Annotated in this window: 17 protein-coding genes, 1 tRNA gene and 3 rRNA genes; 14 read left to right on the forward strand and 7 right to left on the reverse strand. The window is 57.5% G+C overall.

Annotated features, from left to right (window positions below):
* The first annotated feature begins 13 nt into the window (after positions 1 to 13).
* The 11 genes from R0140_RS23910 (at position 14) to trpS (ending at position 11,353) form a co-directional block, all read left to right on the forward strand.
* Positions 14 to 1,615 carry an acetaldehyde dehydrogenase (acetylating) gene (locus R0140_RS23910; RefSeq protein ID WP_117122485.1) on the forward strand — a complete coding sequence of 534 codons (1,602 nt, stop codon included), beginning with the start codon at positions 14 to 16 and terminating at the stop codon, positions 1,613 to 1,615.
* 24 nt (positions 1,616 to 1,639) lie between these two features.
* Positions 1,640 to 1,897 (forward strand): EutN/CcmL family microcompartment protein, encoded by a 258-nt coding sequence (locus R0140_RS23915; protein WP_040972713.1) that lies wholly within the window; start codon positions 1,640 to 1,642, stop codon positions 1,895 to 1,897.
* 17 nt (positions 1,898 to 1,914) lie between these two features.
* Positions 1,915 to 3,096, forward strand: a complete 1,182-nt coding sequence (locus R0140_RS23920) for a 1-propanol dehydrogenase PduQ (RefSeq protein ID WP_117112532.1) — start codon at positions 1,915 to 1,917, stop codon at positions 3,094 to 3,096.
* Positions 3,097 to 3,227: 131 nt separating this feature from the next.
* Positions 3,228 to 6,614 carry a choline trimethylamine-lyase gene (gene cutC / locus R0140_RS23925; protein ID WP_072125015.1) on the forward strand — a complete coding sequence of 1,129 codons (3,387 nt, stop codon included), beginning with the start codon at positions 3,228 to 3,230 and terminating at the stop codon, positions 6,612 to 6,614.
* Between the two features lie 85 nt (positions 6,615 to 6,699).
* Positions 6,700 to 7,647, forward strand: coding sequence for a choline TMA-lyase-activating enzyme (gene cutD, locus R0140_RS23930; RefSeq protein WP_022065980.1), 948 nt, complete (start codon positions 6,700 to 6,702; stop codon positions 7,645 to 7,647).
* Between the two features lie 12 nt (positions 7,648 to 7,659).
* Positions 7,660 to 8,058, forward strand: coding sequence for a BMC domain-containing protein (locus R0140_RS23935; protein WP_012542988.1), 399 nt, complete (start codon positions 7,660 to 7,662; stop codon positions 8,056 to 8,058).
* Positions 8,055 to 8,675, forward strand: coding sequence for a phosphate propanoyltransferase (locus R0140_RS23940; protein ID WP_064166360.1), 621 nt, complete (start codon positions 8,055 to 8,057; stop codon positions 8,673 to 8,675). Before R0140_RS23935 ends, R0140_RS23940 begins: the two co-directional genes overlap by 4 nt.
* Before the next feature lie 12 nt (positions 8,676 to 8,687).
* Positions 8,688 to 9,353, forward strand: a complete 666-nt coding sequence (locus tag R0140_RS23945) for a hypothetical protein (protein ID WP_022065982.1) — start codon at positions 8,688 to 8,690, stop codon at positions 9,351 to 9,353.
* 31 nt (positions 9,354 to 9,384) lie between these two features.
* Positions 9,385 to 9,798, forward strand: coding sequence for a DMT family transporter (locus tag R0140_RS23950; RefSeq protein ID WP_046882164.1), 414 nt, complete (start codon positions 9,385 to 9,387; stop codon positions 9,796 to 9,798).
* Between the two features lie 17 nt (positions 9,799 to 9,815).
* Entirely contained in the window at positions 9,816 to 10,145 is a 330-nt protein-coding gene (locus tag R0140_RS23955; RefSeq protein WP_004204123.1) for a DMT family transporter, read from the forward strand.
* 200 nt (positions 10,146 to 10,345) lie between these two features.
* Positions 10,346 to 11,353, forward strand: coding sequence for a tryptophan--tRNA ligase (trpS, locus tag R0140_RS23960; RefSeq protein WP_012969037.1), 1,008 nt, complete (start codon positions 10,346 to 10,348; stop codon positions 11,351 to 11,353).
* Between the two features lie 48 nt (positions 11,354 to 11,401).
* Here trpS and R0140_RS23965 read toward each other — a convergent pair whose 3' ends face one another.
* Positions 11,402 to 12,796: a diguanylate cyclase gene (locus R0140_RS23965; protein WP_012542993.1), complete on the reverse strand. Its 1,395-nt coding sequence runs from the start codon at positions 12,794 to 12,796 to the stop codon at positions 11,402 to 11,404.
* A gap of 403 nt (positions 12,797 to 13,199) precedes the next feature.
* Here R0140_RS23965 and R0140_RS23970 point away from each other — a divergent pair, with 403 nt between their 5' ends.
* The 3 genes from R0140_RS23970 to R0140_RS23980 are packed head-to-tail and all read left to right on the forward strand — an operon-like array spanning position 13,200 to position 18,132.
* Complete coding sequence (locus R0140_RS23970) at positions 13,200 to 14,267, forward strand: HlyD family secretion protein (protein ID WP_008807610.1); 1,068 nt, start codon at positions 13,200 to 13,202, stop codon at positions 14,265 to 14,267.
* Positions 14,264 to 17,008 (forward strand): ribosome-associated ATPase/putative transporter RbbA, encoded by a 2,745-nt coding sequence (gene rbbA, locus R0140_RS23975; protein WP_080923734.1) that lies wholly within the window; start codon positions 14,264 to 14,266, stop codon positions 17,006 to 17,008. The genes R0140_RS23970 and rbbA overlap by 4 nt, the downstream gene beginning before the upstream one ends.
* Positions 17,008 to 18,132 (forward strand): ABC transporter permease, encoded by a 1,125-nt coding sequence (locus R0140_RS23980; protein WP_012542996.1) that lies wholly within the window; start codon positions 17,008 to 17,010, stop codon positions 18,130 to 18,132. Before rbbA ends, R0140_RS23980 begins: the two co-directional genes overlap by 1 nt.
* 40 nt (positions 18,133 to 18,172) lie before the next feature.
* On the opposite strand, the gene R0140_RS23985 is transcribed toward R0140_RS23980, so the two are convergent.
* The 6 genes from R0140_RS23985 to R0140_RS24010 form a co-directional block, all read right to left on the reverse strand.
* Entirely contained in the window at positions 18,173 to 18,490 is a 318-nt protein-coding gene (locus tag R0140_RS23985) for a hypothetical protein (protein WP_012542997.1), read from the reverse strand.
* Positions 18,491 to 18,813: 323 nt separating this feature from the next.
* A complete protein-coding gene (locus tag R0140_RS23990; RefSeq protein WP_012542998.1) occupies positions 18,814 to 19,089 on the reverse strand; it encodes a DUF2574 family protein in 276 nt (91 codons plus the stop codon).
* A 362-nt stretch (positions 19,090 to 19,451) separates the two neighbouring features.
* Positions 19,452 to 19,567, reverse strand: a 5S ribosomal RNA gene (gene rrf, locus R0140_RS23995).
* A gap of 95 nt (positions 19,568 to 19,662) precedes the next feature.
* Positions 19,663 to 22,566 (reverse strand): 23S ribosomal RNA (locus tag R0140_RS24000).
* A 191-nt stretch (positions 22,567 to 22,757) separates the two neighbouring features.
* A tRNA-Glu gene (locus R0140_RS24005) sits at positions 22,758 to 22,833 on the reverse strand.
* Positions 22,834 to 22,918: 85 nt separating this feature from the next.
* Positions 22,919 to 24,458 (reverse strand): 16S ribosomal RNA (locus R0140_RS24010).
* The 16S, 23S and 5S rRNA genes sit together here with 1 tRNA gene alongside, the layout of an rRNA operon.
* Positions 24,459 to 25,006: the final 548 nt, after the last annotated feature.

The raw sequence follows: 25,006 nt of genomic DNA on the forward strand, positions 1-25,006 counted from the left end.
GAAGGATAGACTCATGATTGAACTGGATAACGATTTGCAGTCCCGGCAGAACGCCCGGGAACTGGTGCGCAACGCCAAAAAGGCGCAGGCGATGCTGGCCACCTTTTCGCAGCAGCAAATCGACGCCATCGTGAAAAACGTGGCCCAGGAAGCAGCGCACCACGCCGAAGCGCTGGCGAAAATGGCCGCGGAAGAGACTGGTTTTGGCAACTGGCAGGACAAAGTGCTGAAAAACCGCTTCGCCTCGCTGCGCGTCTACGACGCCATCAAAGATATGAAGACCGTTGGCATCATTCATGACGACCCGGTAAAAAAAGTGATGGACGTGGGCGTGCCGCTCGGCGTGATTTGCGCGCTGGTCCCCTCAACGAACCCAACCTCTACGGTTATCTACAAAGCGCTGATCGCCCTCAAGGCCGGTAACGCCATTATCTTCTCCCCGCATCCGGGCGCGCGTCAGTGCAGCTGGAAGGCGATTGAAATCGTCAAACGCGCGGCAGAAGCGGCCGGCGCGCCGGCAGGCAGCGTCGACGGCATCACCCAGCTGACGCTCGAAGCCACCTCCGAACTGATGCACAGCAAAGACGTGTCGCTGATCCTCGCCACCGGCGGCGAAGGCATGGTGCGCGCGGCCTACGCCTCCGGCACCCCGACCATCAGCGGCGGCCCGGGTAACGGCCCGGCGTTTATCGAACGCAGCGCCGATATCCACCACGCGGTGAAAGATATCATCACCAGCAAAACCTTCGATAATGGGGTGATCTGCGCCTCCGAGCAGTCGATCATCGTCGAAGGCTGCATTTACGACGAGGTTCACCGCGAGCTGGAAGCGCAGGGTACCTACTTTATGAATGAAGATGAAGCGGCGAAAATGGCGGCGCTGCTGCTGCGCCCGAACGGCACCATCAACCCGAAAGTGGTCGGCAAAACCGCGCTGTACCTCAGCCAGATGGCGGGCTTCTGTGTCCCGGCCAGCACTAAAGTACTGATCGCCGAACAGACCACCGTGTCGCCGAAAAACCCCTACTCGCGTGAAAAACTGTGCCCGGTGCTCGGCCTGTACGTGGCAGAGGACTGGAAAGCCGCCTGCCACCGCGTGGTGGAGCTGCTGACCAATGAAGGACTCGGCCATACGCTGGTGATCCACACCCGTAATCAGGACGTCATCCGCCAGTTCAGCCTCGAAAAACCGGTCAATCGCATTCTGATTAATACTCCGGCGGCGCTCGGCGGTATCGGCGCGACTACCAACATCTCCCCGGCGCTGACCCTCGGCTGCGGCGCGGTCGGCGGCGGTTCCAGCTCCGACAACGTCGGCCCGATGAACCTGCTCAATATCCGCAAAGTCGGCTACGGCGTGCGGTCGATCGACGAGCTTCGCGCCCCGGGCAGCCGCCCTGAACCACAGCCGACCATCGTCTCTCCGGCGAGCGATCCGCAGCGCAGCATTCTTGATGACCTGCGTTTCAACGCCCCGGCTAACGCCGCGCCAGCGCGATCCGCAGGCAGCGATGACCGTTTCGCCAGCACAGGCGCCGCCAGCATGGAAGGCGAAATCAACGAGCAAAACGTGGAACGCGTTATCCGCCAGGTGCTGGAGCGCCTTGCTAAGTAACGCACTGATATAAGGCGATAAACGATGATTCTCGCAAAGGTAACCGGCCATGTCGTCGCCACGCAGAAATGCGATGAGCTACGCGGCAGCAACCTGCTGTTGGTCACCCGACTGGATGACAATCAGCAGCCGATGAAGGACCAGACCTGGGTCGCCGTCGATAACGTCGGCGCCGGTATGCACGACATCGTGCTGGCGGAAGAGTACTTCGCGCTCAATAAAGACCGCTACAAAGCGATGTCGGTGGTCGCCATTGTCGAGAACGTGTTTCGGGACGCCTAACAGGAGTGAATAGCCCAATGAGTGAATTTTTACTGAAACCGCGGATTTGCTTCGGTCAGGACGCCCTCTCGGTGCTGAACGAACTCTCCGCCCGTAGCGTGCTGCTGGTGACCGATCAAGCGATGGTGAAGTTTGGCCTCGCCGAGCGCGTCACCGCCCTGCTGCGCCAGCGCGGGATCGCCTGGCAGGTGTGGGACGACGTGGTGGCCGATCCGGATATCGCCACCGTGGTGCGCGGCATGAAGCTGATGGATAACCACTATCCGGATCTGGTTATCGCGCTCGGCGGCGGTTCGGTAATCGATGCCGCCAAAGCGGTTATTTTCTCCCTGGCGCAAACCCGTCCGCAGGCTAACCGGCCGCGTCCATGCTTTGTCGCCATCCCCACCACCAGCGGCACTGGTTCGGAAGTCACCGCCTTTTCGGTGGTGAAAGCCAACGCGGAGAAGCTGGTGTTGGTGGATGCATCGCTGCTGCCGGATATCGCCATTCTTGACCCGGCGCTGGTGGCTTCGGTACCGCCGGCAATTACCGCCGACACCGGCATGGACGTGCTGTGTCACGCCCTTGAGGCCTACGTCTCCCGCGCCGCCAGCGACTTTTCCGACGCGCTGGCGGAGAAAGTGGTGCAGCAGGTATTTCGCTATCTGCCGACCTGCTGGCGCAGCGGCGACAACCTGCTGGCGCGCGAAAAGATGCACAACGCCTCCTGCATGGCGGGCATGGCCTTCACCAACGCGTCGCTTGGGATAACCCACAGCCTGGCACACGCCCTCGGCGGCGTCTTCCGCGTGCCCCATGGCCGCGCCAACGCCCTGCTGATGGCGCACGTCGTCGCCTGGAACGCCGATGTCGACGGCCAGTGCGACACCCTCGCGGCGCATAAATATGCCCGTCTGGCGCATCTGCTGGATCTGCCTGCCGCCTCGCCACGCCAGGGCGTCGCCAGCCTGCTGGTCGCCATTCAGGCGTTAAAAGACGAACTAAGCATGCCCTCCGGCATTAGCGACACCGGCATCGCCGCGGCTGAATTCGACCGCCGCCTGCCGGAGATGGTCGGCCAGGCGCTGCGCGACAGCTGTACTCCGACCAACCCACGCGCGCCAGACGCTAACGCGTTAACCGAACTTTATCGCCAGGCGTGGCATGGACAACTGACATCGCCCGGCGGCGCTCCGCTTGCGCGGGCCTACGGGTAACAGATAACCGGGTGATCGCTGGGTTATTTGCAGGCCGGGTAAGGCGTCAGCCGCCACCCGGCAGAAACGGACACTGTATCCACAACCGGGTTGTCATCAGCCGCGGAAAAAGAACATCTGGAGAATACTTCATGGCACACTACAACTTAACGCCGCGCGTCAAAGTGCTGGCAGACCGTTTACTCGCCCAGAAAAGCACGCTGTGCACCGAACATGCCACCACACTGAACGCTCTTGATGGCGACATCGCGGGCGTTCCCGCCGCCGTTAAACCGGCGCGCCGCTTCTATGAACTGATGCGCCAGCTGCCGCTGACCATCAGCGCCGACGAGCTGATCGTCGGTAACCAGACCCGTAAACCGCACGGGGCGATTTTCCATGATGAAAGCGCCGCGCATCGCCCATCCGCGTTCCAGTTCCTCAACCTCAACAGCGATCTGGATTCACCAGACTACAAACTGGTGGTCGAAAAAGGCGTGCTGGCGATTAAACACCAGTTAGAAGAGAAAACTCGCGCACTCGGTAGCGCCGTTAGCCGCAGCGGTATGGATGAAGTCAACGGCTGTCGCGCCGCCATCTACGCCTGCGACGCCCTGCTGGCGCTGGCGCAAAATCTGGCCAACAGCGCCGAACAGCTGGCGGCCGCGGAAACCAATGCTTATCGCAAAGCCGAGCTGCTCGATAGCGCGGCCATTCTGCACCACGTTCCGGCCCATCCGGCGCGTAATTTCAAAGAAGCCTGCCAGGCATTCTATCTGTTCCAGCTGGCGCTACAGCTGGACAACGGCAGCTATGCGGTTAACCCGCAAGGGGCGGATATCGCGCTACTGCCTTACTTCCAACGCGATATCAACAGCGGCGCGCTCAATACCCAGCAGGCCTATGAAATCGTGGAGTGCCTGTGGTTCAAGCTGGCGGAACTAAGCGAAGTCCGCGCCGCCTGCGCCATTGACGGCTATCCGATGCTCGACGCCATGCTGCGCGGCGCCGCTTTTGACAACGCCGAAGTAAACGAACTCTCGGCGATGTTTATCAGCGCCCAGCGCAACCTCAGCGCGCTGAATCTGCCGGTACGTCTGTTTAGCGGCGTACAGCCGGTCAGCCACGCGCCGTTCGCCGCCTGCGCCGACACGCCGGCGATGGAAGGCTTAACCCCGCGTATGCAGCGCCTGCGTAACCACTACCTGACGGTACGTCCGAGCGTCTCTATCTATCGCGCGCTGGCCTTTACCGAAGTGGTCAAAGCCAACCCGGGCATGCCGACCATTCTGCTGCGGGCGAAAGCTTTCCGCCACGCCTGCGAAACCGCGCCGATTCTGATTCAGGATGATGAGCTGATCGTCGGCCATCCGTGCGGCAAGCCGCGCGCGGGCGCCTTCTCGCCGGATATCGCCTGGCGCTGGGTGCGCGACGAGCTCGACACCATGAGCACCCGTCCGCAGGATCCGTTTGAGATCAGCGAAGCGGATAAAAAAACCATTCGCGAAGAGATCGTCCCGTTCTGGGAAGGCCGTTCGCTGGACGAGATTTGCGAAGCGCAATACCGTGAAGCCGGCGTCTGGGCCTTCAGCGGCGAGACCTTCGTCAGCGACCTCTCCTATCACCAGATTAACGGCGGCGGCGATACCTGTCCGGGCTACGACGTGCTGCTGTTCACCAAAGGGATGAACGGCATTAAAGCCGATGCCGAAGCGCATCTGGCCAGCCTGAGCATGGAAAACCCGGAAGATATCGACCGTATCTACTACTACAAAGCGGCGATTGAAACCTGTGAAGGGGTGGTCAACTACGCCCGCCGCATCGCCGCCCACGCCCGCGAACTGGCGGCTAAAGAGCAAAACGCCCAGCGCCGCGCCGAGTTGCTGACCATCGCCGACGTCAACGAAAACGTGCCGGCCAATCCGCCGAAGACCCTGCAGGAAGCGCTGCAGAGTATCTGGACCGTCGAATCACTGTTTGAAATCGAAGAGAACCAGACCGGGCTGTCGCTGGGGCGCGTCGACCAGTACTGCTACCCGATGTTCGAAGCCGATATCCGCGAAGGCCGCCTGACCCACGACAGCGCGCTGGAGCTGCTGCAGGCGTTCATCATCAAATGTGCCGAACTGATGTGGATGTCGAGCGAGCTGGGCGCGAAATATTTCGCGGGTTATCAGCCGTTTATCAACCTCACCGTTGGCGGCCAGAAACGTAGCGGCGGCGATGCCTGTAACGATCTGACCTATCTGATTATGGACGCCGTGCGCTTCGTGAAGGTTTACCAGCCGTCGCTGGCCTGCCGTATCCACAACCAGTCGCCGCAGAAATACATGGAAAAAATCGTCGACGTGGTGAAAGCGGGAATGGGCTTCCCGGCCTGCCACTTCGATGACTCCCACATCAAGATGATGCTGCGCAAAGGCTTCGATTTTGAAGACGCCCGCGATTACTGCCTGATGGGCTGCGTTGAGCCGCAGAAATCCGGGCGCATCTACCAGTGGACCTCCACCGGCTACACCCAGTGGCCTATTGCTATCGAGTTCGTGCTCAACCGCGGACGGATGGTGCTGTTCGATAGCTATCAGGGGCTGGACACCGGCGACCTGCGCGACCTGCGCACCTTCGACGAATTCGACGCGGCGGTGAAACAGCAGATCGCCCATATCGTGCGCCTGTCGGCCATCGGCACCGTCATCAGCCAGCGCGTCCACCGCGATGTGGCGCCGAAACCGCTGATGTCGCTGCTGGTGGAAGGCTGCATGGAGAGCGGCAAAGATGTCGCCGCCGGCGGCGCGATGGTCAACCACGGTCCGGGGCTGATTTTCTCCGGTCTGGCGACCTACGTCGACTCGATGGCGGCGATCCGCAAGCTGGTGTTCGAAGAGAAGAAATACACCCTTGAGCAGATCCGCGATGCGCTGCTGGCAAACTTTGAAGGTTACGAAGCGCTGCGCCGCGACTGCCTGAACGCGCCAAAATACGGTAACGACGATAACTACGTCGACCAGTACGCGCTGGATATTACCGAATGGACCGAGAAAGAGTGCCGTAAGTACAAAATGCTCTACTCGACCCTCAGCCACGGCACCCTGTCTATCTCCAACAATACGCCAATCGGCGAGCTGACCAACGCCACGCCGAACGGCCGCCTGGCGTGGATGCCGCTCTCCGACGGCATCAGCCCGACTCAGGGCGCGGATAAACAAGGCCCGACGGCGATTATCAAGTCGGTCAGCAAGATGAACGTGGAGACCATGAACATCGGTATGGTGCACAACTTCAAGTTCCTCAAAGGGCTGCTGGATACCCCGGAGGGGCGCCATGGACTGATTACCTTGCTGCGTACCGCCTCGATTCTCGGCAATGGCCAGATGCAGTTCAGCTATGTCGATAACGAAGTGCTGAAGAAGGCGCAGCAGGAGCCGGAGAAATACCGCGACCTGATCGTCCGCGTCGCCGGCTACAGCGCTTATTTCGTCGAGCTGTGCAAAGAGGTCCAGGACGAGATCATCAGCCGTACGGTGATTGAGAAGTTCTAGATCTCTTATTGGGAATTATTTGAGCCGTATTTGAGAAATAACCGGAAGTTCTCCGTCCCGTAACGGGACGGAGCGGGAGGCAAGCGTGATCGCAAAACAAGAATTAACGGGCCGAATTTTCAATATCCAGAAATATTCGATCTATGACGGCGATGGCATTCGCACGCTGGTGTTTTTTAAGGGCTGCAACATTCGCTGCCCGTGGTGCGCCAACCCGGAAGGGCTGAACAGCCAGTTCCAGGTGATGTTCTCGCACGACAAATGCATTAACTGCGGCGACTGCGTCAGCGTCTGTCCGGCGGGTATTCATTATCGGGCGGAAGAAAACGGCGAAATGAAGCACTTCGTCGACCGCAATAAAGACTGTATCGGCTGCCGCAAATGCGAAGAGATTTGCACCCAGAACGCGCTGGACATTATGGGCAAGGACGTCACCGTCAGCGAGCTGATGGAGATCATCATGCAGGACTACGACTTCTACATCTCCTCCGGCGGCGGCGTGACCATCGGCGGCGGCGAGATGAGCCTGCAGACCGATTTTGCCGTCGCCTTATTCAGCGAATGCAAAAAGATGATGATTAACACCGCCGTCGAAACCCAGGGCACCACCCCGCTTGCCAACTACCAGAAGCTGGCGCCGGTCACCGACACCTTCTTATTCGACATAAAGCAGATTAACAGCGATCACCACAGGGCGATGCTCGGCATCGGCAACGAAGGGATCCGCCGCAATCTCGAATGGCTGGTGGATTCCGGCGCCAACGTCATTGTGCGTATGCCGCTCATTCGCGGCTACAACGACTCATTCGACGCCATTACCGGCGCCATTGATTACGTACAGAAGCTGGCGAAGCGTGGAAATATCCGCCGCATCGACATGCTGCCGTACCACCAGTTGGGACGCAAAAAGTACGAACGCCTGGATATGCCCTACCCGATTACCCAGGACCCGTCTTATTCACCGGACGAACTGGACCGGCTGGAAACCTTCTTCCGGCAATTTGATTTTGATATTCGCTTAGTCCGCCATTAACAGGAGCCGACCATGAAAAGTTTAGGCGTAATTGAAACGCGAGGATGGGTCGCCGCCATTCAGGCCGTCGACGCCGCCTGTAAAGCTGCGGGAGTGACCTGCATTGGCTATCGCAAACCAGGCTCCGGGCTGGTGAGCGTCTGCTTTGAAGGGGAGATCAGCGCCATCCACACCGCCATTGAACGCGGCGTGGCGGTGGCCGGCGCCGAGCACACCGTGAAGTCGCTGGTGATTGCCCGCCCGGAGCGCTGTGTGGTTGAAGCGTTAAGCAACCTCAAAGGCAACCCGCCGCCTGCGAAAAAAGCGGCCGAACCGGTGGTTATCGCCGCCCCGGAACCCATCGTCCCCCCTGCCGCCCCGAACGAAACGGAAGATAAACATCCGGCGCTGAAGAAAGGGAAGAAGTCATGATCGACACCCTGGTTCGCGAAAAAATCGCCGCCCGCCTGAGCGCAACGGCGCCGGCGATCCCGGTGGGGATCTCCAACCGCCACGTCCATCTCGCGCAACAGGACGTCGAGGCGCTATTCGGTAAAGGCTACAGCCTGACGCCGTTCAAACCGCTGCGCCAGCCGGGGCAGTTCGCCGCCCAGGAGTGCGTGACCGTTGTCGGGCCGAAAGGCTCGCTGACCAACGTCCGCGTCCTCGGGCCGACCCGCCCGGTATCGCAGCTGGAAGTATCGCGCGCCGACTGTTTCACGCTCGGGATTAAGGCGCCGGTTCGTGAGTCCGGCCAGCTGGATAATGCCGGTAGCGCGCTGCTGATTGGGCCCGCAGGCCACGTTGAACTCCATTCGCAGGTGATCTGCGCCTGGCGGCATATTCATATGTCGCCGCAGGACGCACGCCGACTCAACGTTAGCAATGGCCAGAAGGTCAGCGTGCGCAGCAACGGCGAGCGCCAGCTGACTTTCGATGAAGTGGTGGTGCGGGTGCGCGATGACTTCACGCTGGAGTTTCACATTGACACCGAAGAAGCCAATGCCGCCGGGTTGAAAAACGGCGCGCAGGTGACGCTCATCGGCTAACGGAGGCCCGCCATGACCGACGAACAGATTGAAGGTTTAGTTGCGCGTGTTTTGCAGCGCCTGCGCCCGCCGGTACTGGTGATGGTGACCGCCGCTGACGGCTACCGCGCGGCAATCCGCCAGCGCCTGGCAAGCTGCGGCTACCCGCTGCGCCTCGCGCTGGAGGAGGGCCTCGCCGACGCCGCCGCGTGGCGGGAGGTGGGCGAGATTATCCCGTCATCGGCCTGGCAGGATGCCCTGCCGTCAGCGCCGTGGCGGGCGGTACTGCTACCGTTTCTCGATTATACGCTGGCCTCGGATCTGCTGAACGGCACGCTGCGCAGTCCGCTCGCCCGCTGCGCGCACGAGGCGCTGCTGACGGGTATTCCCGTGCTGGCGCTGCGCTACCACTGCGATCCGCTCAGCGAACTCAACCAGTTGCGCGGGGCGCAGGCCGACAGCGCCTACGCCGGACATCTGCAGGCCACGCTGACTCGCCTGGAAGCCTGCGGCGTCTTCCTCGGCACCATGAATGAGCTGCTGACGACGCTGGACGCGCCCACCGCGCCTGCCGCCAGCAGCGAACCGCGCCGTTATCTCACCGTCACAGACATAGTGAATAATCCGGCGCTGGCGGCGGCCCCGCACGCGCAACTGACCGATGCGGCCATTGATTATTTAAAAAACAGAAAGATATGACCTTACCCAACTATGAACCTGGAGCTTAACGATGTCTTCGAAAACAAAATGCTGGTTATGGATGCTGCTGGTTATCCTCTCCGAAACCTCGGCAACCTCGACGTTAAAAATGTTCGGTAGCAGCGAAGGCAGCACAAAAATGCTGCTGCTCGTATTGCTGATTGCGCTCTATTGCACCTGCTATTACTCGCTCTCAAGGGCGGTGAAAGATATCCCGGTCGGCCTGGCGTACGCCACCTGGTCCGGAACCGGTATCCTGGTGGTCTCGACGCTGGGAATGGCATTCTACGGCCAGCACCCGGATACCGCCGCCATCATCGGCATGGCGGTGATCGCCAGCGGCATCGTTATCATGAACCTGTTCTCGAAAATGGGTTCCGAAGAGAGCGAAGAGCCCGCACCCGCCGCGCCAGTCGCCTCTATGGATAAGAAAATCGCCAACTAACAGGAAAGGAACACCCTATGTTTAATCTCGGATTTTTATGGCTGGCGCTGTCTATCGGCTCCGAAATCACCGGCACCTCGATGATCAAAAAAACCAACGGCTTCAGCAAACTGGCGCCTTCGGTGCTGGTGGTCTGCGCCTACGGCCTGTGTTACTTCGCCCTCACCCGCGCGATGAGCACCATTCCGGTGGGCGTAGCCTACTCGCTGTGGTGCGGCTTCGGTATCGTCGGCGTGACGATTTGCTCCATGATCCTCTATAAGCAGAAACCGGACCTGGCGGCCATTATCGCCATGGCGCTGATTATCTCCGGCGGCGTGATCATGAACGTCTTCTCGACCATGTAATACGAGGCGGGTTTACCCCGCCGTGATTTCGTGGCAGGATAAAAAGATGAACAGAAACGTTATCGTTACCTATCCCCGTCGTTGGTGGCTGCCTGCATAACAGGCGGCACGATACACGTTTCCATTTTCAAAGCCGCCGGAAGGCGGCTTTGGTGTTTTCAGGACGTCTTTCGGCTGAACAGTCTGATAAGGAGTCCCTGATGAACCATCCACAAACCATCCTCACCGGCGACCGCCCGACCGGCCAGCTGCACCTTGGCCACTACGTCGGCTCGCTACGCCAGCGCGTCGCGCTGCAGCACGACCACCAGCAGTTTATCCTGATCGCCGACCTGCAAGGGCTCACCGATAACGGCAGCAACCCGCAAAAAATCAGCCACCATATCCTCGAAGTGATGGCCGATTATCTGGCCGTCGGCATCGACCCCAGGCTCACCACTATTTGCCTGCAGTCCGCTCTGCCCGCGCTGGCGGAGCTCAGCGCGCTGTATATGAATATCGTCACCGTCGCCCGCGTGGAACGTAATCCGACGGTCAAAAATGAGATTGCCCAAAAGGGATTCGCCCGTTCGCTGCCAGTGGGCTTTCTTGCCTATCCGATTAGCCAGGCGGCCGATATCACCGCCTTCAAGGCCGAGCTGGTGCCGGTGGGTGACGATCAGCTACCGATGATTGAGCAGACCAACGAGATCGTCCACAAGATGAATAGCCTCACCGGCGAGCCGGTGCTGCGCCACTGCAAGGCGCTACTCAGCGAAGTGAGCCGCCTGCCGGGCGTCGACGGTAATGCCAAAATGTCGAAATCGCTGGGCAATACGCTGACGTTATCGGCCAGTGAAGAGGAGATCCACCGCGCGGTCAGCGCGATGTATACCGACCCGACGCACCTGAGAGTCAGCGATCCGGGACATGTCGACGGCAACGTGGTGTTCACCTATCTCGACGCTTTCCATAGCGATAAGGCGCTGGTGGCAGAGATGAAAGCCCACTATCAGCGCGGCGGGCTGGGCGATCGCCAGTGTAAGAATGAACTGGAAACCTGCTTGCAGGAACTACTGGCGCCGATCCGCGAACGCCGGGCTACCTATATTCAGGATAAAGGGATGCTGCTTGAGCTGCTGCGCCAGGGCAGCGAACGTGCCCACCAGCTCACGCAGCAGACGCTGCATGAGGTGAAGCGCGGGCTGGGGCTGCCGGTGCTGTTCTGAGTTTCAGAGCCCTTCCCAGGTCGCGCTACGCTTACCGGGGCTGCGGTTTTATCCCCCGCCTTTGTGCATCTTCACGCAGTTGCGCCCCTCGCGCTTGGCGGCATACAGCGCGTTATCGGCGTCGCGCAGCAGCAGGTTGTAATCGGGGTGACCGGTGTGGGCGGCAAAGCCAATGCTGGCGGTGATCGGGATCTGCGTGTCGCCGCCAACGTTAAACGCCAGCTGGCCAATCTTTTTGCGCAGACGTTCAAGGAGAGGGAAAGCCTCTGCCGCGCGGGTCTCCACCAGCACCAGCAGAAACTCCTCGCCGCCGTAGCGGAAGAGATAGTCGCTGGAGCGAATATTATCGCTGAGCAGATCGGCTACGTGCTTAATGGCGCGGTCGCCGACCATATGGCCCCATTTGTCATTGATCTCTTTAAAGAAATCAATATCGATAATCGCTACCGTCAGCGGCAGGTCATACTCAATCGCCAGGGTGACTTCATGCTTGAGCACCACAGGCAGATAGCGACGGTTAAGCAGGCTGGTTAGCGCGTCTTTGCCATTTTGCATCTGCGACAGACTACTGAATAACACTCCCAGCTGGCTGCTGATGTGCTGGCAATGGATATGGATCTTTTGCAGCAGGCTCTGAGTATTTTTATAACCAGCATCCTGTTCCGCGGTACGCCATTCGGTAATCAGCGCATCCACCTGACCGATCAACTCAGTAATCTCCCCCATCTGCGGATTGTGGTTAAAATAGCGAACGCATTTATGGCGAAACCACAAACCAAATTCGGATTCAGATAATAACGTTGCGTTAAGGTCCGTCCTGTTCTCGCTGACGATATTAAAAATTGCACTATTTTCCCAACCCGAAAGCGATGCCTGCTGCTTGCCATACTCCATCGGGACGTTATCCATCAGGCTGTACAGACGAAAAGCTTCTTCATTTTTGGTAGCCCGATAATGCGACAGCGTATAGGCGTGACACATCATCTCCACCGCCATATTCATCGCCATGATCGCGTAATGGATAGCCGCTATCCCGGTGTCCCGCGCGACCTGGCTGTCACGAATCGCCTCCACCAGCCCGGATTTTATCTGCCGCGCGCCGCGCAGCACCGCCTCTGCCGGGATGCCAATCCGCGAATGAATGCTGCCGATCTGATACTGGCGCTCCGCAAGAGCCTGAAGATCCTCTTTTTCACAGGTCAGGATCTGCTGTACCCATCCCGCCAGAGAGCGGCTCAGACGTTCCTCAACCAGCTCATAAGAGAGGTGCCTGGCGATATCCGGATCCTGAAAAATAAAATCGTAAAAGCGGGTCGCTAACATCGACGATCGCTCATCGGCCATTTTTTTAAGTAATGCACGGACGTCCGGCGTCAGGCTGTCATACAGCGGTAGCCATTCCTTAAAAATCACGGCGATATATTTTTGGCTTTCTTCATTCATGAAATTAAAGCACTCGTCGGATGTTTCTCAATGCCAGGAGCGGAATCATATCGTAGTTACCGGGGGGCAACCAGATAACAAAACAGGCGCCCTGTTTTCGCGGTTTTATCCTGACGGTTGGTATTTCTGTTAACGCACCGACAAGACCATGCACTTCGTATGGACAACATCGCCACGAATGTTACTATCGCGATGACGGTAGCTCTCACTATGCGTGTTTCATTAAGGCCTGGATCGCTGATGATGACCACATAAGTAGCACAGCGATCGGCTGCGCATCGACGCGGCAGAGCGCGGCGTCAGCGGCCTTTACCCCCACCTTTTCGTCCCTCGCAAGGAGGACGCTCCGCTCGGCGGAGGAAACACGCGCACCACTCAGCAAAGGGAATCAAGCGAGTCGCGTATGGACAAAATAAAGAAACGTTGGGCAGGGTATCTTGTCGGCTTACTGGTGGTGCTCGCCGCCGCCGCATGGTGGCTGCTGCGCCCGCCAGGTCTCCCGGACGGTTTTGCCAGTAGCAACGGCCGAATCGAAGCCACCGAAGTCGATATTGCCAGTAAAATCGCCGGGCGTATCGACACGATTTTGGTCAAAGAGGGCCAGTTTGTGCGTCAGGGAGAAGTCCTCGCGAGGATGGATACCCGCGTACTGAACGAGCAGCGTCTTGAAGCCGCCGCACAAATCAAGGAGGCGGAAAGCGCGGTGCTCGCCGCCAGAGCCTTGCTCGATCAGCGGCAGAGTGAAATGCGCGCCAGCGAAGCAGTCGTGAAGCAGCGCCAGGCGGAGCTGGATTCCTCGGCGAAACGCCATGTCCGCTCGAATGCCCTGTCGCAGCGCGGCGCCGTCTCCGCCCAGCAGCTGGATGACGACCGAGCGGCAGCAGAGAGTGCCCGCGCGGCGCTGGAATCGGCAAAAGCCCAGGTCTCTGCCGCCCGCGCCGCCATCGAAGCTGCCCGCACCAGCATTATTCAGGCGCAAACCCGCGTCGAAGCCGCCCAGGCGACCGAACGGCGGATCCTTGCCGATATTGACGATAGCGAGCTGAAAGCACCCCGTGATGGTCGCATTCAGTATCGCGTCGCTGAGCCAGGCGAAGTCCTGGCCGCCGGTGGCCGGGTGCTGAACATGGTCGATCTCGCTGATGTCTATATGACCTTCTTTCTGCCAACCGAACAGGCAGGCCTGCTGGCGCTCGGCAGCGAAGCGCGCTTGATCCTTGATGCCGCGCCGGATCTGGTGATCCCGGCCAACATCAGCTTTGTCGCCAGCGTCGCCCAGTTCACGCCGAAAACGGTAGAAACCAGCGACGAGCGCCTTAAGCTGATGTTCCGCGTCAAAGCGCGCATCCCGCCGGAGCTGCTGGCGCAGCATCTGGAATATGTCAAAACCGGCCTGCCCGGCATGGCTTACGTGCGGGTGGATAAACAACAACCCTGGCCTGAGGCGCTAACGGTGAGGTTGCCGCAATGAAACTGACGCCGCAGGATACCTCGCCCCCCATCGCCCTGCTGGAAAACGTTGGCCAGCAGTATGGCGCCACCATCGCGCTGCGGGATATCAGCCTGGCGATCCCGGCACGGCGTATGGTTGGTCTGATTGGCCCGGACGGCGTCGGCAAATCGAGCCTGCTCTCGCTGATCGCCGGGGCGCGGGCCATTGAACAGGGTAACGTGATGGTGCTTGGCGGCGATATGCGTGATGTGCATCACCGCCGCGACGTGTGCCCGAAAATCGCGTGGATGCCACAGGGGCTGGGGAAAAACCTCTATCACACCCTCTCGGTGTATGAAAACGTCGACTTCTTCGCCCGCCTGTTTGGTCACGATAAAGCCGAGCGCGAACTGCGCATCAACGAGCTGCTGCAGAGCACCGGGCTGGCGCCGTTTCGCGATCGCCCCGCCGGTAAACTCTCCGGTGGGATGAAGCAAAAGCTCGGCCTGTGCTGCGCGCTGATCCACGACCCGCAGTTGCTGATCCTTGATGAACCGACCACCGGCGTCGACCCGCTTTCCCGGGCGCAGTTCTGGGAGCTTATCGACAGTATTCGCCAGCGCCAGCCGGAGATGAGCGTTCTGGTCGCTACCGCCTACATGGAAGAGGCCGAGCGCTTTGACTGGCTGGTGGCGATGAATGCCGGCGAGGTGCTGGCGACTGGCAGCGCCGCGGAGCTCAAAGCCCAGACCGGCAGCCAGACCCTGGAGCAGGCGTTTATCGCCCTGCTACCTGAAGCACAACGTCAAGCGCATAAGACGGTAGTTATCCCGCCGCGCGACAGCCGCGAGGAAGAGATCGCCATCGAAGCGCGCGGCCTGACCATGCGCTTCGGCAACTTTGTTGCCGTCGACCACGTTAACTTTCGCATCGCCCGCGGCGAAATCTTTGGCTTCCTTGGATCTAACGGCTGCGGCAAATCTACCACCATGAAGATGCTCACCGGCCTGCTGCCCGCCAGCGAAGGTGAAGCCTGGCTGTTCGGCCAGCCGGTCGACCCGAAGGATATCGCCACCCGCCAGCGGGTCGGTTACATGTCACAGGCCTTTTCGCTCTATAGCGAACTGAGCGTTCGGCAAAACCTCGAGCTGCACGCCCGCCTGTTTCATATCCCGGACGACGAAATAGCCCACCGGGTCGCTGAGATGAGCGAGCGCTTTATGCTGACCGAGGTTAAAGACGCGCTTCCCGCCGATCTGCCGCTGGGGATCCGTCAGCGCCTGTCGTTAGCGGTGGCGGTCATCCACCGCCCGGAGATGCTGATCCTCGATGAGCCGACCTCCGGCGCCGACCCGGTAGCGCGCGATATGTTCTGGCAGCTAATGGTTGACCTCGCGCGCCAGGATCGCGTTACTATATTTATCTCCACCCACTTTATGAATGAGGCGGAACGCTGCGATCGCATCTCCCTGATGCATGCTGGCAAGGTGCTGGCCAGCGATACGCCACAGGCGCTGGTCGAGCAGCGCGGAGCCGCCAGCCTCGAAGAGGCGTTTATCGCCTGGCTTAAAGAGGCCCAACCGTCCTCTCCAGTACCAGATGAACCCACGTCTGCTGTCGCATTGCATTCGGAACACGCGGCCCCACGGCAGGCCTTCAGTCTACGCCGCCTGTTTAGCTACAGCCGCCGCGAGGCGCTGGAGCTGCGCCGCGATCCGGTGCGATCGACGCTGGCGCTGCTGGGGACGGTGATCCTGATGTTTATCATGGGTTATGGGATCAGCATGGACGTTGAGGATCTGCGCTTTGCCGTCCTCGACCGCGATCAAACCCTCAGCAGCCAGGGCTGGTCGCAGAATATAGCCGGTTCACGCTACTTTATCGAGCAGGCGCCGCTGCACAGCTATGACGAACTGGACCGCCGGATGCGTGACGGCGAACTGGCGGTGGCAATAGAGATCCCGCCGAACTTTGGTCGCGATATCGCCCGCGGCACACCGGTGCAAATCGGCGTCTGGGTGGACGGCGCGATGCCCAACCGCGCGGAAACCGTGCGCGGCTACGTGCAGGCGATGCATCTCGCCTGGCTGCAGGAGATGGCCGCCCGGCAGAGCAGCCCACAGCGCGATACCTCGCTCATCTCCATCGAGACCCGCTATCGCTATAATCCGGACGTGAAGAGCCTGCCGGCCATCGTCCCGGCGGTGATCCCGCTGCTGCTGATGATGATCCCGGCGATGCTCAGCGCCCTGAGCGTAGTCCGTGAGAAAGAGCTCGGATCGATTATCAACTTGTACGTGACGCCAACCACCCGCAGCGAATTCCTGCTCGGCAAGCAGCTGCCTTACATCGTACTGGGGATGTTTAACTTCTTCCTGCTGTGCGCGCTGTCGGTCTTTGTCTTTGGCGTCGCGCATAAGGGCAGCTTCCTGACGCTGACCCTGGCGGCGCTGCTGTATGTCACCATCGCCACCGGTCTGGGGCTGCTGATCTCAACCTTTATGAAGAGCCAAATCGCCGCCATCTTCGGTACCGCGATCATTACGCTGATCCCGGCAACCCAGTTCTCCGGGATGATCGATCCGGTGGCGTCGCTGGAAGGGCCCGGGCGCTGGATCGGGCAAATTTATCCGACCAGCCACTTCCTGACTATCGCTCGCGGCACCTTCTCCAAAGCGCTGAATCTCAGCGATTTGTGGGGCTCGTTCATTCCGCTATTGATTGCGGTGCCGCTGGTGCTCGGGCTGAGCGTGCTGCTGCTGAAGAAACAGGAGGAATGATGCGCGGATTACGCAATATTTATAATCTTGGCGTCAAAGAGCTGCGCAGCCTGCTCGGCGATAAAGCCATGCTGGCGCTGATCGTGTTTGCTTTTACCGTGTCGGTGTACTCCTCGGCCACGGTGATGCCTGGTTCGCTGCACCTGGCGCCGATCGCGGTTGCTGATATGGATAAATCCCAGCTCTCTTCACGCATCATTAACGCTTTCTACCGTCCCTGGTTTCTTGAGCCGGAGCTGATCACCGCTGATGAGATGGACGCCGGGCTGGATGCCGGGCGCTACACTTTCGCCATCAACATCCCGCCTAACTTCCAGCGCGATGTGCTGGCCGGTCGGCAGCCGGAAATCCAGGTCAATGTCGACGCCACGCGCATGAGCCAGGCCTTTACCGGCAACGGCTATATCCAGAATATTATCAGTGGCGAAGTCAACAGTTTTGTCGCCCGCTATCGGGATAACAGCGTACTGCCGGTAGAGCTGGCGGTAAGGATGCGTTTTAACCCTAACCTTGAGCAGGAGCGCTTTGGCGCGGTGATGGCGATCATCAATAACATCACCATGCTGGCGATCGTCCTCACCGGTTCGGCGCTGATCCGCGAGCGGGAACATGGCACCATAGAGCACTTGTTGGTGATGCCAGTAACGCCGTTTGAAATCATGATGGCCAAGATCTGGTCGATGGGCCTGGTGGTGCTGGTGGTCTCCGGGTTGTCGCTGATACTGATGGTGCAGGGGATTTTGCAGGTGCCCATTGAGGGGTCGATTCCCCTGTTTATGCTGGGGGTGGCGCTCAGCCTGTTCGCCACGACCTCAATCGGCATTTTTATGGGCACCCTCGCCCGCTCGATGCCGCAGCTGGGGCTGCTGATGATTCTGGTGCTGCTGCCGCTACAGATGCTTTCCGGCGGATCCACGCCGCGGGAAAGTATGCCGCAGCTGGTACAGGATATTATGTTGACCATGCCGACCACCCACTTCGTCAGTCTGGCGCAGGCGATACTGTACCGTGGCGCCAGCTTTGCCATCGTCTGGCCGCAGTTCTTAACCTTGCTGGCTATCGGCGGGGTGTTCTTTACTATCGCGTTGCTGCGTTTTCGTAAGACTATTGGCGAGATGGCGTAAGGGCTTAAGAAGGGCCGTCGACTTACGGCGGCCCAGGGATTTATTTGTGGCGGTTCATAAAGCGACGTAAACCCCAGGTGAAGGCCATCGCCATACTAAACAGGATAAACAATAAGACAATCCAGCTGATGGAGATACGCAGCAGCGTGCCGGGGGTCATAAACGGCTGCAGGTAGACGGTGAAGGACTGGGCGGGTGATTTCCCCAACAGCTCGTACACGTTATCGGTGAGCCACACCCCGACCCGGCAGAACAGCCAGATAATCGCTGGCCAGCAGAGCAGCACCAGAAAGGTAAAGCGCTCCTGAATGTAAGTGAAGAGCTGGCGCAGTGGCGACCAGTTAAGCAGGATTTTCATTTCTATTCTCATATTGCCAGCCGATAACCTGCATATGTCTCGCAAGGTATTTCGGGCAGCATCCATACAGGCAATCATCCCTCTTTGTATAACAAATTTTCCGCCATATAAACCAGATCAAGTTAACAAAGTGTTAATGATGTAGCTCATTAAGACAAAAACAGGGAAGAAGCATACCGTTTGCCACAATACATCCGGGAGCGAAGTATTCAGTCACGGAAATATTTTTTCTGAATCGTAAGTGCGTTATTTTGCGGGAGGAAGAGGCAGCGCCATTATTTTACCGAGGCACAATAAACTGGCGCTGAAATAGAGAGATAATATTAATCGTAACTACTAATAATTATTTTCCGACTTGCATCATCCGGTAAATTCACCGTCCGCGTGATCACGCCGCGAGCATTCGTCACGCTATTTTGCGAAGCAATAAGATAGGTATTCTTTCCGCAACGCTGCTGAGGTTGTTTATTGACGATATCGGTACTGCAGGTTTCTGAAACCACCCGCCCGGAGAGCGTTAATGTGGCGGTATCAGCAGCAAACAGAGGTAAGCTTAGTCCATAAGCGAAAGCCAGAATCCCAATTAGCGGTTTTTTCATTGACTTTATAACCAGTTAACAGGATGAGAAATAAGCGAGTTGCTTTCTATTTTTCTCCCTCGGGAGAGATGATGCGTTGATTCATCACGCAGGGAAGATAATCCATATTATTAGTAAGGACAATTGCAGGATAACCTATTAATGTGATAGGTATTACTGATGTTAACGAACCAGGCGGTCGGGCCGGATGTTTCCCCGGAGGCGGTGCTGCGCACCTTGTCCGGGCTACAGGTCGTGCAGGGCGGGTGCGAATCCGTAGCCCCGGTAAGCGCAGCGCCACCGGGGAGACATGCCGGCACGCTGCCCGGTCCACAGAAACGCAAAAAGCCCATCCGTAAGGATGGGCTCTTCACTTGTTTGATGCCTGGCAGTTCCCTACTCTCACATGGGGAGACCCCACACTACCATCGGCGCTACGGCGTTTCACTTCTGAGTTCGGCATGGGGTCAGGTGGGACCACCGCGCTAGTGCCGCCAGGCAAATTCTGTTTTCAACACGTCTCACGGACGCATCGAGTAATCTGTATCAGAGCTGAAAATTCTCTCAAATCCGCCAAAACAGCTTCGGCGTTGTAAGGTTAAGCCTCACGGTTCATTAGTACCGGTTAGCTCAACGCATCGCTGCGCTTACACACCCGGCCTATCAACGTCGTCGTCTTCAACGTTCCTTCAGGAGACTTATAGTCTCAGGGAGAACTCATCTCGGGGCAAGTTTCGTGCTTAGATGCTTTCAGCACTTATCTCTTCCGCATTTAGCTACCGGGCAGTGCCATTGGCATGACAACCCGAACACCAGTGATGCGTCCACTCCGGTCCTCTCGTACTAGGAGCAGCCCCCCTCAATTCTCCAGCGCCCACGGCAGATAGGGACCGAACTGTCTCACGACGTTCTAAACCCAGCTCGCGTACCACTTTAAATGGCGAACAGCCATACCCTTGGGACCTACTTCAGCCCCAGGATGTGATGAGCCGACATCGAGGTGCCAAACACCGCCGTCGATATGAACTCTTGGGCGGTATCAGCCTGTTATCCCCGGAGTACCTTTTATCCGTTGAGCGATGGCCCTTCCATTCAGAACCACCGGATCACTATGACCTGCTTTCGCACCTGCTCGCGCCGTCACGCTCGCAGTCAAGCTAGCTTATGCCATTGCACTAACCTCCTGATGTCCGACCAGGATTAGCTAACCTTCGTGCTCCTCCGTTACTCTTTGGGAGGAGACCGCCCCAGTCAAACTACCCACCAGACACTGTCCGCAACCCCGATAAGGGGCCAACGTTAGAACATCAAACATTAAAGGGTGGTATTTCAAGGTTGGCTCCACGCAGACTGGCGTCCACGCTTCAAAGCCTCCCACCTATCCTACACATCAAGGCTCAATGTTCAGTGTCAAGCTATAGTAAAGGTTCACGGGGTCTTTCCGTCTTGCCGCGGGTACACTGCATCTTCACAGCGAGTTCAATTTCACTGAGTCTCGGGTGGAGACAGCCTGGCCATCATTACGCCATTCGTGCAGGTCGGAACTTACCCGACAAGGAATTTCGCTACCTTAGGACCGTTATAGTTACGGCCGCCGTTTACCGGGGCTTCGATCAAGAGCTTCTCCTTACGGATAACCCCATCAATTAACCTTCCGGCACCGGGCAGGCGTCACACCGTATACGTCCACTTTCGTGTTTGCACAGTGCTGTGTTTTTAATAAACAGTTGCAGCCAGCTGGTATCTTCGACTGGTCTCAGCTCCGTCCGCAGGGACTTCACCTACACACCAGCGTGCCTTCTCCCGAAGTTACGGCACCATTTTGCCTAGTTCCTTCACCCGAGTTCTCTCAAGCGCCTTGGTATTCTCTACCTGACCACCTGTGTCGGTTTGGGGTACGATTTAATGTTACCTGATGCTTAGAGGCTTTTCCTGGAAGCAGGGCATTTGTTACTTCAGCACCGTAGTGCCTCGTCATCACACCTCAGCGTTAAAAGGTACCGGATTTACCTGGAACCTCCGCCTACATGCTTAAACCGGGACAACCGTCGCCCGGCTAACATAGCCTTCTCCGTCCCCCCTTCGCAGTAACACCAAGTACAGGAATATTAACCTGTTTCCCATCGACTACGCCTTTCGGCCTCGCCTTAGGGGTCGACTCACCCTGCCCCGATTAACGTTGGACAGGAACCCTTGGTCTTCCGGCGAGCGGGCTTTTCACCCGCTTTATCGTTACTTATGTCAGCATTCGCACTTCTGATACCTCCAGCAACCCTCACAGGCCACCTTCGCAGGCTTACAGAACGCTCCCCTACCCAACAACACATAGTGTCGCTGCCGCAGCTTCGGTGCATGGTTTAGCCCCGTTACATCTTCCGCGCAGGCCGACTCGACCAGTGAGCTATTACGCTTTCTTTAAATGATGGCTGCTTCTAAGCCAACATCCTGGCTGTCTGTGCCTTCCCACATCGTTTCCCACTTAACCATGACTTTGGGACCTTAGCTGGCGGTCTGGGTTGTTTCCCTCTTCACGACGGACGTTAGCACCCGCCGTGTGTCTCCCGTGATAACATTCTTCGGTATTCGTAGTTTGCATCGGGTTGGTAAGTCGGGATGACCCCCTAGCCGAAACAGTGCTCTACCCCCGAAGATGAGTTCACGAGGCGCTACCTAAATAGCTTTCGGGGAGAACCAGCTATCTCCCGGTTTGATTGGCCTTTCACCCCCAGCCACAAGTCATCCGCTAATTTTTCAACATTAGTCGGTTCGGTCCTCCAGTTAGTGTTACCCAACCTTCAACCTGCCCATGGCTAGATCACCGGGTTTCGGGTCTATACCCTGCAACTTAACGCCCAGTTAAGACTCGGTTTCCCTGCGGCTCCCCTATACGGTTAACCTTGCTACAGAATATAAGTCGCTGACCCATTATACAAAAGGTACGCAGTCACACCCGAAGGTGCTCCCACTGCTTGTACGTACACGGTTTCAGGTTCTTTTTCACTCCCCTCGCCGGGGTTCTTTTCGCCTTTCCCTCACGGTACTGGTTCACTATCGGTCAGTCAGGAGTATTTAGCCTTGGAGGATGGTCCCCCCATATTCAGACAGGATACCACGTGTCCCGCCCTACTCTTCGAGTTCACAACCTGTGCATTTTGGTGTACGGGACTATCACCCTGTACCGTCGGACTTTCCAGACCGTTCCACTAACACACAAGCTGATTCAGACTCTGGGCTGCTCCCCGTTCGCTCGCCGCTACTGGGGGAATCTCGGTTGATTTCTTTTCCTCGGGGTACTTAGATGTTTCAGTTCCCCCGGTTCGCCTCGTTAACCTATGTATTCAGTTAACGATAGTGTGACGAATCACACTGGGTTTCCCCATTCGGACATCGCCGGCTGTAACGGTTCATATCACCTTACCGACGCTTTTCGCAGATTAGCACGTCCTTCATCGCCTCTGACTGCCAGGGCATCCACCGTGTACGCTTAGTCGCTTAACCTCACAACCCGAAGATGTTTCGTAAAACACCATCGTGTCGCGAAAATTTGAGAGACTCGAACACACCATTAAAGATGTGTCGTTTCAATTTTCAGCTTGATCCAGATTTTTAAAGAGCAAATATCTCAAACATCACCCGAAGATGAGTTTTGAGATACATCGGCACGCGTCTTTCACTCACGAACCAGCAAGTGGCGTCCCCTAGGGGATTCGAACCCCTGTTACCGCCGTGAAAGGGCGGTGTCCTGGGCCTCTAGACGAAGGGGACACTGAAGTCTCAATCGCAAGACGCCTTGCTTCTTTACTTTCATCAGACAATCTGTGTGAGCACTACAAAGGCAGGTTCTTTAAGGTAAGGAGGTGATCCAACCGCAGGTTCCCCTACGGTTACCTTGTTACGACTTCACCCCAGTCATGAATCACAAAGTGGTAAGCGCCCTCCCGAAGGTTAAGCTACCTACTTCTTTTGCAACCCACTCCCATGGTGTGACGGGCGGTGTGTACAAGGCCCGGGAACGTATTCACCGTAGCATTCTGATCTACGATTACTAGCGATTCCGACTTCATGGAGTCGAGTTGCAGACTCCAATCCGGACTACGACATACTTTATGAGGTCCGCTTGCTCTCGCGAGGTCGCTTCTCTTTGTATATGCCATTGTAGCACGTGTGTAGCCCTGGTCGTAAGGGCCATGATGACTTGACGTCATCCCCACCTTCCTCCAGTTTATCACTGGCAGTCTCCTTTGAGTTCCCGGCCTAACCGCTGGCAACAAAGGATAAGGGTTGCGCTCGTTGCGGGACTTAACCCAACATTTCACAACACGAGCTGACGACAGCCATGCAGCACCTGTCTCACAGTTCCCGAAGGCACCAATCCATCTCTGGAAAGTTCTGTGGATGTCAAGACCAGGTAAGGTTCTTCGCGTTGCATCGAATTAAACCACATGCTCCACCGCTTGTGCGGGCCCCCGTCAATTCATTTGAGTTTTAACCTTGCGGCCGTACTCCCCAGGCGGTCGATTTAACGCGTTAGCTCCGGAAGCCACGCCTCAAGGGCACAACCTCCAAATCGACATCGTTTACAGCGTGGACTACCAGGGTATCTAATCCTGTTTGCTCCCCACGCTTTCGCACCTGAGCGTCAGTCTTTGTCCAGGGGGCCGCCTTCGCCACCGGTATTCCTCCAGATCTCTACGCATTTCACCGCTACACCTGGAATTCTACCCCCCTCTACAAGACTCTAGCCTGCCAGTTTCGAATGCAGTTCCCAGGTTGAGCCCGGGGATTTCACATCCGACTTGACAGACCGCCTGCGTGCGCTTTACGCCCAGTAATTCCGATTAACGCTTGCACCCTCCGTATTACCGCGGCTGCTGGCACGGAGTTAGCCGGTGCTTCTTCTGCGGGTAACGTCAATCGATGAGGTTATTAACCTCACCGCCTTCCTCCCCGCTGAAAGTGCTTTACAACCCGAAGGCCTTCTTCACACACGCGGCATGGCTGCATCAGGCTTGCGCCCATTGTGCAATATTCCCCACTGCTGCCTCCCGTAGGAGTCTGGACCGTGTCTCAGTTCCAGTGTGGCTGGTCATCCTCTCAGACCAGCTAGGGATCGTCGCCTAGGTGAGCCGTTACCCCACCTACTAGCTAATCCCATCTGGGCACATCTGATGGCATGAGGCCCGAAGGTCCCCCACTTTGGTCTTGCGACGTTATGCGGTATTAGCTACCGTTTCCAGTAGTTATCCCCCTCCATCAGGCAGTTTCCCAGACATTACTCACCCGTCCGCCGCTCGTCACCCGAGAGCAAGCTCTCTGTGCTACCGCTCGACTTGCATGTGTTAGGCCTGCCGCCAGCGTTCAATCTGAGCCATGATCAAACTCTTCAATTTAAGTTTGATGCTCGTGAATTAAACTTCGTAATGAATTACGTATGTTCACTCAGAGACTTGGTATTCATTTTTCGTCCGAGGACGTTAAGAATCCATGTCACTTTGAGTGCCCACACAGATTGTCTGATAAATTGTTAAAGAGCAGTTGCGACGCGCTTTAGCGCTCTGTCGCGAGGTGGCGTATATTACGCTTTCCTCTTTCAGAGTCAACCCTGAATTTCAGGATTTTTCTCTTCAACCGAACTGGCTGTTTGTGTGAAGTGATTCACATCTGCCGTGTCAGTGGGAGCGCATTATAGGGAGTTCGCCGGAAGTAGCAAGCGTTAAAATAGAAAAATCTTATCGACCGCTCATTATTTGAACTTTTCGCTTATTCATCTTCTTACCATTCAAGGCGCCATCCCAGTGTTCATGCGGCCTGCAGCGCCGTTTACGCTAAGATCGTTTTTTGGCAAAAATGTGATTTTTCTCTCTTACCCAACGCCATTATCGCGCCGATGGTGAATTAAGCACCACTCTTGACCCACGACAAAGCGCCCACCTGGCCC

The sequence above is a fragment of the Klebsiella sp. w6 genome, assembly GCF_033100215.1.
Lineage (GTDB): Bacteria > Pseudomonadota > Gammaproteobacteria > Enterobacterales > Enterobacteriaceae > Klebsiella > Klebsiella variicola.

Excerpts from the sequence above, each read along its gene's own strand:
- R0140_RS23910 (WP_117122485.1), top strand. The coding sequence starts at position 14 with ATGATTGAACTGGATAACGATTTGCAGTCCCGGCAGAACGCCCGGGAA.
- R0140_RS23915 (WP_040972713.1), top strand. The coding sequence starts at position 1,640 with ATGATTCTCGCAAAGGTAACCGGCCATGTCGTCGCCACGCAGAAATGC.
- R0140_RS23920 (WP_117112532.1), top strand. The coding sequence starts at position 1,915 with ATGAGTGAATTTTTACTGAAACCGCGGATTTGCTTCGGTCAGGACGCC.
- cutC (WP_072125015.1), top strand. The coding sequence starts at position 3,228 with ATGGCACACTACAACTTAACGCCGCGCGTCAAAGTGCTGGCAGACCGT.
- R0140_RS23935 (WP_012542988.1), top strand. The coding sequence starts at position 7,660 with ATGAAAAGTTTAGGCGTAATTGAAACGCGAGGATGGGTCGCCGCCATT.
- R0140_RS23940 (WP_064166360.1), top strand. The coding sequence starts at position 8,055 with ATGATCGACACCCTGGTTCGCGAAAAAATCGCCGCCCGCCTGAGCGCA.
- R0140_RS23945 (WP_022065982.1), top strand. The coding sequence starts at position 8,688 with ATGACCGACGAACAGATTGAAGGTTTAGTTGCGCGTGTTTTGCAGCGC.
- R0140_RS23950 (WP_046882164.1), top strand. The coding sequence starts at position 9,385 with ATGTCTTCGAAAACAAAATGCTGGTTATGGATGCTGCTGGTTATCCTC.
- R0140_RS23955 (WP_004204123.1), top strand. The coding sequence starts at position 9,816 with ATGTTTAATCTCGGATTTTTATGGCTGGCGCTGTCTATCGGCTCCGAA.
- trpS (WP_012969037.1), top strand. The coding sequence starts at position 10,346 with ATGAACCATCCACAAACCATCCTCACCGGCGACCGCCCGACCGGCCAG.
- R0140_RS23965 (WP_012542993.1), bottom strand. The coding sequence starts at position 12,796 with ATGAATGAAGAAAGCCAAAAATATATCGCCGTGATTTTTAAGGAATGG.
- R0140_RS23970 (WP_008807610.1), top strand. The coding sequence starts at position 13,200 with ATGGACAAAATAAAGAAACGTTGGGCAGGGTATCTTGTCGGCTTACTG.
- rbbA (WP_080923734.1), top strand. The coding sequence starts at position 14,264 with ATGAAACTGACGCCGCAGGATACCTCGCCCCCCATCGCCCTGCTGGAA.
- R0140_RS23980 (WP_012542996.1), top strand. The coding sequence starts at position 17,008 with ATGCGCGGATTACGCAATATTTATAATCTTGGCGTCAAAGAGCTGCGC.
- R0140_RS23985 (WP_012542997.1), bottom strand. The coding sequence starts at position 18,490 with ATGAAAATCCTGCTTAACTGGTCGCCACTGCGCCAGCTCTTCACTTAC.
- R0140_RS23990 (WP_012542998.1), bottom strand. The coding sequence starts at position 19,089 with ATGAAAAAACCGCTAATTGGGATTCTGGCTTTCGCTTATGGACTAAGC.